General features: G+C 70.2%; 6 protein-coding genes and 1 rRNA gene. 4 read left to right on the top strand and 3 right to left on the bottom strand.

Going from position 1 to position 8,485, the window contains the following annotated elements:
* The 3 genes from rrf to ACH34R_RS41970 all read left to right on the top strand — a co-directional run.
* Positions 1 to 114: ribosomal RNA gene (gene rrf / locus ACH34R_RS41980) — 5S ribosomal RNA — on the top strand; the annotation flags it as partial.
* 143 nt (positions 115 to 257) lie between these two features.
* Entirely contained in the window at positions 258 to 1,109 is an 852-nt protein-coding gene (gene sigJ / locus ACH34R_RS41975; protein ID WP_397567194.1) for an RNA polymerase sigma factor SigJ, read from the top strand.
* Between the two features lie 69 nt (positions 1,110 to 1,178).
* Positions 1,179 to 2,357, top strand: coding sequence for an NAD(P)/FAD-dependent oxidoreductase (locus ACH34R_RS41970; RefSeq protein WP_397567193.1), 1,179 nt, complete (start codon positions 1,179 to 1,181; stop codon positions 2,355 to 2,357).
* A 1,184-nt stretch (positions 2,358 to 3,541) separates the two neighbouring features.
* Here the strand turns inward: ACH34R_RS41970 and ACH34R_RS41965 are convergent.
* Positions 3,542 to 4,393: a PhzF family phenazine biosynthesis protein gene (locus ACH34R_RS41965; RefSeq protein ID WP_397567192.1), complete on the bottom strand. Its 852-nt coding sequence runs from the start codon at positions 4,391 to 4,393 to the stop codon at positions 3,542 to 3,544.
* 167 nt (positions 4,394 to 4,560) lie between these two features.
* Here ACH34R_RS41965 and ACH34R_RS41960 point away from each other — a divergent pair, with 167 nt between their 5' ends.
* A complete protein-coding gene (locus ACH34R_RS41960; protein ID WP_397567191.1) occupies positions 4,561 to 4,944 on the top strand; it encodes a cell division protein SepF in 384 nt (127 codons plus the stop codon).
* A 143-nt stretch (positions 4,945 to 5,087) separates the two neighbouring features.
* Here ACH34R_RS41960 and ACH34R_RS41955 read toward each other — a convergent pair whose 3' ends face one another.
* Entirely contained in the window at positions 5,088 to 6,416 is a 1,329-nt protein-coding gene (locus tag ACH34R_RS41955; protein ID WP_397567197.1) for a hypothetical protein, read from the bottom strand.
* 297 nt (positions 6,417 to 6,713) lie between these two features.
* Entirely contained in the window at positions 6,714 to 8,447 is a 1,734-nt protein-coding gene (argS, locus tag ACH34R_RS41950) for an arginine--tRNA ligase (protein ID WP_397567190.1), read from the bottom strand.
* Between the last annotated feature and the right edge of the window lie 38 nt (positions 8,448 to 8,485).

Genomic DNA, 8,485 nt, shown 5'->3' with positions numbered 1-8,485 from the left:
GGTGGTTATGGCGGTGGGGAGACACCCGGTTACATTCCGAACCCGGAAGTTAAGCCTGCCTGCGCTGATGGTACTGCACTGGGGACGGTGTGGGAGAGTAGGTCGCTGCCGCACAATCATTGAATAACGAGGAGGCCCTTGTCGCTGGGCACGGATTTTCGACTCCGTGCCGGGCGATGGGGGCCTCCTCTTTTGCGTGCCCAGACGCGGACCCGTCGCTACCACCCCCGCGAGGCATCGCCTAGGGTTTGCACATCGTGGAGCTTTTCGAGACCCACCGCCGGCATCTGTGGGGCGTCGCGTACAGGATTCTCGGCACCGTGGCCGACGCCGATGACGCCATGCAGGAGACCTGGCTGCGCTGGCAGCGCGCGGACCAGGACGCCGTCGAGGACGTGCGGGCCTATCTGACGACGATGGTCAGCCGGGTCTGCTACGACCAGCTCACCTCCGCCCGTTCCCGGCGAGAGTCCTACATCGGGCAGTGGTTGCCCGAGCCTGTGGTCGAGGAGCTGGGCCCGGAGGACCGGGCCACGATGGACGATTCGATCAGCCTCGCGCTGCTGGCTGTCCTGGAACGGCTCACGCCGGCCGAGCGCACGTCGTTCGTGCTGCACGATGTCTTCGATGTGCCGTTCGACGAGATCGCCGACATCGTCGGCCGCAGTACGGGGGCGGTCAGGCAGCTCGCGTCCAGGGCCCGGGTGCGGGTGCGGGAGTACGGGCCGCGGCGTACGCCGGAGCGGTCGGCGCACCTCAAGGTGGTGGCCGCGTTCGCGGCGGCGGCCACCAGTGGCGACCTGCCCGGCCTGGTGGCCGCGCTGGACCCCGACGTCGTGTGGACGGCGGACGGTGGCGGCAGGGTCACCGCGGCGATCACCCCGGTCGCCGGTGCGGAGAAGGTCGCCAGGCTGGTCCTGGGGATGGTGGAGCGCTGGTACACGGGCATGTCCGCGGAGTTCCGCGAGGTGAACGGCGCGCCGGGCGTGGTGGTGCTGGACGCGGCGGGGGCGGTGGACTCCGTGCTGGCGTTCACCGTCGCGGAGGGCCGCATCACCCGGGTGGACGTCGTGCGCAATCCGGAGAAGCTGCGGCACCTCACTGTGTGACGCAGCTCACTGAGACGTTTGCGGCCTGCCGCCGGTCTCCCCTGGTGAACAGCGACTCAGGAGGCTGGCATGAAGATCGTGGTGATCGGTGGCGGATATGCAGGCATGACGGCGGCGCTCCGGCTCGGCCGGCGGCATGACATCACCGTCATCAGTGAGAAGGACCGGTTCACCCAGCGGATCAGGCTGCACGAGTTCGTGGCGGGGCGGTCGAGTGTGACGGTTCCGCTGGCGGAGCTGACCCAGGGCACCGGCATCGACGTCGTCACCGCCCGGGTGGAGAGCATCGATCTGGCCGCCAAACAGGTGCGTACGGCAGACGGCCGCGAGTTCGGCTATGACACGCTGGTCTACGCCCTGGGCAGTCACACGGACCTGAGCCTGCCCGGTACGGCCGAGCACACCTACGCCGTCGAGCGGGCCGTCGAGCTGCGGGAGCGGCTGGAGGGTGGTGCCGAGAAGGTCGTGGTGGTCGGTGGCGGGCTGACCGGTATCGAGCTGGCCGCCGAACTCGCCGAGTCCTACCCGGGCCACCGGATCGAGCTGGTCGCCGGTTCGGTCGCCGGGGCGGGGCTGTCCGCGCGCGGGCGCGCCCGGGTCGAGCGGACGCTGACCAGGCTCGGCGTCACCATGCACACCGATACGCGGGTCACTTGGGTCGATGAGGGGGTGCTCCATACCGATCGTGGTGACATCTCCGCCGATGTCATCGTCTGGGCGGGATCGTTCACCGTACCGGCCCTCGCCGCCGAAGCGGGACTCGCGGTGGACGCCCGCGGGCGGGCCCGGGTGGACGGTACGATGCGGTCGCTTTCGCACCCCGACGTCTATGTCGTCGGCGACGCGGCGGCCGTGGAGATCCCGGGCGCGGGCGTCTCGCGCATGTCGTGCGCGGTGGGCATGCCGATCGCGGCCCACGCCGCCGACGTGATCAACGCCAGGGCCGACGGACGGACCCCAGCCGAGTTTCGTTTCCGGTACTTCATCCAGTGCATCAGCCTGGGCCGGCGTGACGGAGTGATCCAATGGGTCAAGTCCGACGACTCCCCGGCGAAGTTCGTGGTCACCGGCCGCCTCGGCGCCTGGGTGAAGGAGCAGGTCTGCCGGTTCACGGTCGGGGCGCTGCGCCTGGAGCGCCGCCGCCCCGGCTCGTACCTGTGGCCGAAGGGCCCGGCCCCGACCCGGCGGAGCGACGACGACACCCGGACCACCACTGACCAGAGCATGGCCGGCCTCACCCAGCCATGACCAGGCCCGCCCACCACACGGTGGTGTCGTCCCCTGGCCCGGTGGGCGAGTACCCAGTGTTGCCGGCCCTCCATTTCGGTTTGGGCGGTTCGTGCTGGCCGACGTCGCCAGGCGCGGGGTTCACTCGGTCGTGATCGGGTTCGCCTGCCACTCGGTGGTGTCGTCCCCTGGTCCGGTGGGCGGGTATCTGGTGTTGTCGGCCCTCCGTTTCGGTTCGGGCGGTTCGTGCTGGCCGACCTCGTGAGGCGCGGGGTTCACTTGGTCGTGATCGGGTTCGCCTGCCACGCGGTGGTGTCGTCCCCCGGTCCGGTGGGCGAGTACCCGGTGTTGTCGGCGCTCCGTTTCGGTTCGGGTGGTTCGCGTCGGGCGGCTTCGCCGTCTGGGCCTGGCGTAGGACGTCGGGGATGGGGTTCACTCGGTCGTGGCCAGGCCCGCCTACCGCTCAGTACCATCGGCCCCTCTACGGGCCGCCATACGGCTGGATGCCCGCTTACCACTCGGTGGTGGCGGCTCACGGTCCGGTGGGTGGGTACCTGGTGTTGTCGATCCTCTGTTTCGGTTCGGACGGTTCGTGCTGGCTGACGTCGCCAGGTGCGGGGTTCACCCGGCCGTGATCGGGCTCGCCTACCACTCGGTGGTGGCGGCTCCTGATCCCGCAGGCGAGCGGTTCGGGTCCGCTGGCTTCGCCGTCTGGACCGGGGTTCTCTCGGTCGTGGCCAGGCCCGCCTGCCGCTCAGTACCATCGGCCCCTGCGCACCGCTAAACGGCTGGCCGCCCGCTTACCACTCGGGGGTGGCGGCTCACGATCCGGCGGGTGGGCATATGGCGTTGCCGAGTTGTTCGTGCTGGTCGGCTTCGCCGGCTGGGCCGGGTACGGAAGGCCGGGGGCTGGTACCGCTCCTGGTCGCCATCGTGTTGCAGGTGGTGTCGGGCGATCCTCCAGCGGCTCCATGCACCACCTTGCCTCGGGCTCGGGCGTGTCGTCCGTCGTCGCGTTCGGCGGGCGGGTGAAACCGGCTTCGACACCCCCCGCCCGGTCCGGCCGCTACTGGAACTCGCGGTCTTCTTTGGTGCGTATTCGCCTATTACCGGGCGGGTCTGCGGCGGATCGCGGTAAGATTCGCAGTCGCGTCGGCGGCATATCACATGATGGCCTTCGGCCGGATCATCTGGCTGCTGCCGAATTAGGTCGACGTCGAATGCAGTTCGGCGGTCATGACCGTGACCGCATGGCCGCCGAGTATGACACGGTCGCCGCGGAGGCTGGTATGCACCACACCGCCCCGGGCGGAGAGCTGGCGGCCGATAAGGTCCTTCTCGCCCAGTTTGGCGGACCAGTACGGCGCCAGCGCGCAATGCGCCGCCCCCGTCACCGGGTCCTCGTTCACACCGATGCTCGGAGCGAAGAACCGTGAGACGAAATGCGGCCCCTCCGACCCACTCTGACCTGCGACGGAACCACCAAATCCGGTACGGCCGGCACCGTCATTCGCCGCGCGTGCGGTGACGATGACGCCTCTCGCGTCGACCTCGCGCAGCGCCGCGATATCCGGAGTGAGGGTCTGTACGGCATATGCCGACTCCAACTCGACAAGTAGGTCGTCCCGGGTGCGCCCGGCCCATACCGGCGCCGCGCCCAGCGCCTCCGCGAGCCCCGCGGGCGGCGCGGTTGACACGGGCGGCGCGGCCGGGAAATCCATCGTGATCATATTGTCCGACCCCTGACTCACTGTCAGGATTCCGCTCAAGGTGGAGAATTCGATCACCCCAGAGACCGCTCCGATGGAATAGAGCACATGTGCTGTGGCCAGGGTCGCGTGCCCGCACAATGCCACTTCGACGGCCGGCGTGAACCAGCGCAGCGAATACGGCAGGCCGCTGTCGAGACCGGTCACGAACGCCGTCTCTGAGAGGTTCATCTCCGCCGCGAGCGACTGCATCCACGTGTCGTCAGCAGGGAAGTCGAGCAGGCAGACGGCCGCGGGGTTACCCTGGAACGGTTGCCGGGTGAAGGCGTCTACGGTGAACATCCGCATGGGGTCAGGTTATCGGGGGTGGATAACCGATCGCCCTGAGGGACCCAGCCGTACAAAATAGGAAAGTGTTGGGCGTGTCGCATGGCGAACATCCAGGCATCGGTTAGCGTCCAATGTGTCAGGGCGAACCGAATGCGGTGAGTGCCTGACGAGGAAAGGACGAGCCGATGGGGGCAGTGCGCAAGGTGGCGACCTACCTTGGCCTGGGCGGTGTTGATCAGTACGACGAGCCCTACGAGTACGAGGGCGCCGAGGACGAGGAGTGGATGCCCGCGGCGGAGCGCGCGGCGCGCCGGTGGCAGCAGGCGGGAGAGCCCGCCCGCATAGTGATGGTGCAGCCGCGTAAGTACAACGACGCGCCCACCATCGGAAAGCACTTCCGCGAGGGTCAGACCGTGATCATGGACGTGACCGGCATGTCCATGACGGAGGCCACCCGGATGGTGGACTTCGCGGCGGGGCTGGCATATGGATGCGAGGGCAAGATCGAGCGCATCGCGGAGAAGGTCTTTCTGCTCGCCCCGGCCGACGTCGAGATCTCCGCGGTCTGACGGACGGCCGCGGGGCATGCTCGCCGGGGGGCCGGGCATGTCCCACGATCGTCAGCGGGTCTGAGCCGCCGGGAGACCGGCCCGGCAGGCATGTGCGGACACCATGCCGTGCCCGGATACGGCGGGCGACGCCGATGTGATGATCAGGCGGCGCGAGGGCCGCGGCGGATGAGGCGGGTCAGTTCGGTGAGGTCGTCGGTGGCCAGCTTGGCGCGGGTGTCGGCCTCGCGGGCGTACTCGTGCATCGCCCAGACCGCACCGTCGGCCAGTTCGCGCAGCTCGGTGGTCCGGGCGCGTACGTAGTCGCCGTCGGCACGGGACTGGCCGTGCGCGCGCCACAGCAGGTGACCCGCGAACGCGCAGAGCGCCACGCCCGGGAGCAGCAGAAGCATCATCGACATGACGAACGCCGCCACGCCCAGAACGACGCCCAGCGCCGCCACGGCGTAGCCCGGCCAGGGGCCCCGGCGCTTGGGCACGCCCGACTCGGTGATGCGCCGCTCGGCCTCGGCCAGCGAGCGCGGATCGGGCCCTTCGGGCAGCAACAGGATGTCGTGCCCCAGAATGGGCACGGTGATCCGCGTCGGCGGCGCGCTGCGGGTCGCCTCGGACAGGTCTTCGGCCACCGATCGCACGATGGGCGCGACCACGTGCAGGGCAGCGGCGGCCAGGTCGGGGTCCGCGCCGGGGCTGAGATCGTCGCGCAGGTGGCCGACCAGTGAGCCCATAGGGCCCTCCGGGCCGCCGGAACCGATCAGGCTGCGCAGTACCGCCAGCGGCTCGTCATGGGCCCATGCGGACACGGGCCGGCCCGAGCCGTTGCGCGGCGGGGGCGAGGCGCTGTCCTCGGGCCGTTTGGACGAGGTGATCTCCACGCACCTGCCGCGCAGCCGCGCCAGCTTGGCGGCGGCCTGGGTGGGGACGGCCAGGTCGGGGATCTCGGCGAGCTCGGGATAGTCCACCAGCGAGTGCGGTATGACAACGGCGGGGTTGCCCGGTATGAGGGCGGCGAGCCAGCCGTCCACGTCGGTCTGGTCGGGGAGATCGACGGCGTCGAGCTTGCGGAGTACGAAGATCTTGCCGGCCGGGCCGTACGCGCCCCGCGCCGCGGTGACCCACAGCGCCCGCTGGCCGTGCGCGACGGGCCGGTCGGCGGACAGCTCGCCGAAGGCGATGCCGAGCCAGGACGCGTGGATGCGGTCACCCTGCCCGGCCACCGCGAGCGCGAGGCACAGGAAGAGCGCGGTACGTCGTTCGTCCCGCTGTGCGGCCTTGGCCAGCGGACCCAGCGCGTCCTGGCCCGCCATGAGGGCCACCAGGGCCTCCATCGCGGGCGGCAGCCAGTGGCCGTCGACATCGGCGAACGTGGCCGGGAGCACGGGCGTGGCACCGCCGGCGGCGAGGTGCGCGAGCAGTGCCTCGGCGCCGCGTTGGAGCTCCGTCGTGGCACGGGGGCTCTCGGTCAGATCCATGCTCAAGCGGGAACCCCCCGTAGACGCTGGGATCGCCCGGACATGTGCGACTCCCGCCGAGGTCGTATGCCGGACATTCCAATGACCGCGCAAAGCCTAACCCGGGGGGTGTCCATGTCCACGGAGGCGCGCCCAGAGCAGGCGCTTCCGGGACCACCCGGTGTCATCCGGTCGGCCCCCCACCACCACGTCCCGCTCACCAGGCCGCTCGGACGGTCGGTGTGGCCGTGGTGTGGTGCGGCGGGATGGGAGCCGGGGGTGTGGGGATGGGCCTGCGGCTGGGCCGGGGGCGCGGGTTCACATCCGATCGGGGACCGGGACGCCGAGCAGGTTGAGGCCGGTTTCGAGGACGCGCAGCGTGAGGGCGCACAGGGCCAGGCGGGAGGCCCGGGTGTCGGCGGGCACGCCCTCCTTCACCACCGGGCAGTTCTCGAAGAAGGTGGTGAAGGCCGTCGCCGTGTCGAACAGGAACGCGCACAACCGGTGCGGCTCGGCCGCCTCGCCCACCCGCTCGACCACCGCGGGGAAGCCGAGCAGTTGCAGCGCCAGCGCCCGCTCCGCCGCCTCGCCGATGACGATCGGCCCGGTGACGGACGCCGGATCGACGCCGCCGCGGCGGAAGATGGACCTGATCCGCGCCTGCGCGTACTGCATGTACGGCCCGGTGTTGCCGGTCAGCGTGAGCATCCGGTCGAAGTCGAAGACGTACTCGCTGTCGTGGCCGACCGACAGGTCGGCGTACTTCACCGCGCCGATGCCGACCGCCCGCGCGATCTCCTCGCGGGCCGCGTCGTCGTAGCCGCGGTCGGCGATAGCCGCCCTGGCCCGGTCGATCGCCTCGTCGAGCAGGTCGCTCAGCTTGACCGACTCGCCGGAGCGGGTCTTGAACCGCCGGCCGTCCTTGCCGAGCATCATGCCGATCTGGATGTGCTCGGCCGAGACCGAGTCGGGCAGCCAGCCCGCCATCCGGGCCGCCGCGAAGACCATCTGGAAGTGCAGCGCCTGGTCGTTGCCGACGACGTAGAGGATGCGGTCGGCCTTCAGGTCGTGCACCCGGTAGCGGATGGCGGCCAGGTCGGTGGTGGCGTAGCCGTACCCGCCGTCGCTCTTGCGGATGATCAGCGGCAGCGGCTTGTCGTCGCTGCCGGTGAAGCCGGGCGGGAACACGCACAGCGCGCCCTCGCTCAGCACCGCGACCCCCGACGCCTCAAGGTCGGCGCAGGTCTTGGCCAGCATGTCGTTGTACATGCTCTCGCCGGCGATGTCGGCGTCGGTCAGGGTGACGCCGAGCATGGCGTAGATCTTGTTGAAGTAGCGGATCGTGGCGTTCATGAACACGTGCCAGAGCCGCAGCGTGTCGGCGTCGCCGGACTGGAGCGTGGTGACGCGCTCGCGGGCCCGCCGCTTGAACGTCTCGTCGGCCTCGAACTTCTGCCGCGCGGCCTGGTAGAACTCGGTGCCCTCGCCGGCCTCCAACTGCGCCACGGCGGCCGGCTCGCCGATGTCGAGCAGGTGCTCGATGAGCATGCCGAACGGCGTGCCCCAGTCGCCCAGGTGGTTCTGCCTGACGACGCGGTTGCCGAGGTGCTCGTGGACCCTGGCCAGCGCGTCGCCGACGATCGTCGTGCGCAGGTGGCCGACGTGCATCTCCTTGGCCGCGTTGGGCGCGGAGTAGTCGATCACGACGGTGGCCGCCGGAGCGGTGGTGGGAACGCCGGCGCGCGGGTCGTCGAACATCTGGGCCGCCTGCTCGGCGATCCACGCGTCGCTGAGCGTGATGTTGAGGAACCCGGGGCCGCTGACCTCGACCGTGCCGGGGAAGTCGCCGAGCCGGTCGGCGATGGCCTGGGCGACATCGCGCGGCTTGGGCCGATCGGGCAGTCGCCTGGCCAGGCTCATCGCGACGTTCGCCTGGAAGTCGGCGAACTGCGAGGGCCGGATCAGCGGGTCCGCGTCGGCGAACTCCGCCCCGAAGGCGTCGGCCAGTGCCAGCCGGACGCGCTCGGTCAGGACGAGTTGCGGATCGGTCATGCACCTAAGGGTATCGGCTGGCGATCCATATCCTCACC

It is taken from the genome of Spongiactinospora sp. 9N601, assembly GCF_044326295.1.
Taxonomy (GTDB): domain Bacteria; phylum Actinomycetota; class Actinomycetes; order Streptosporangiales; family Streptosporangiaceae; genus Spongiactinospora; species Spongiactinospora gelatinilytica.
The sequence above is the reverse complement of the archived record's forward strand: the minus strand, read 5'-3'. Positions and strand labels throughout refer to the sequence as shown.

Coding starts and splice junctions, on each gene's coding strand:
- ACH34R_RS41960 (WP_397567191.1), top strand. CDS start 4,561: ATGGGGGCAGTGCGCAAGGTGGCGACCTACCTTGGCCTGGGCGGTGTT.
- argS (WP_397567190.1), bottom strand. CDS start 8,447: ATGACCGATCCGCAACTCGTCCTGACCGAGCGCGTCCGGCTGGCACTG.
- ACH34R_RS41970 (WP_397567193.1), top strand. CDS start 1,179: ATGAAGATCGTGGTGATCGGTGGCGGATATGCAGGCATGACGGCGGCG.
- ACH34R_RS41965 (WP_397567192.1), bottom strand. CDS start 4,393: ATGCGGATGTTCACCGTAGACGCCTTCACCCGGCAACCGTTCCAGGGT.
- ACH34R_RS41955 (WP_397567197.1), bottom strand. CDS start 6,416: ATGGATCTGACCGAGAGCCCCCGTGCCACGACGGAGCTCCAACGCGGC.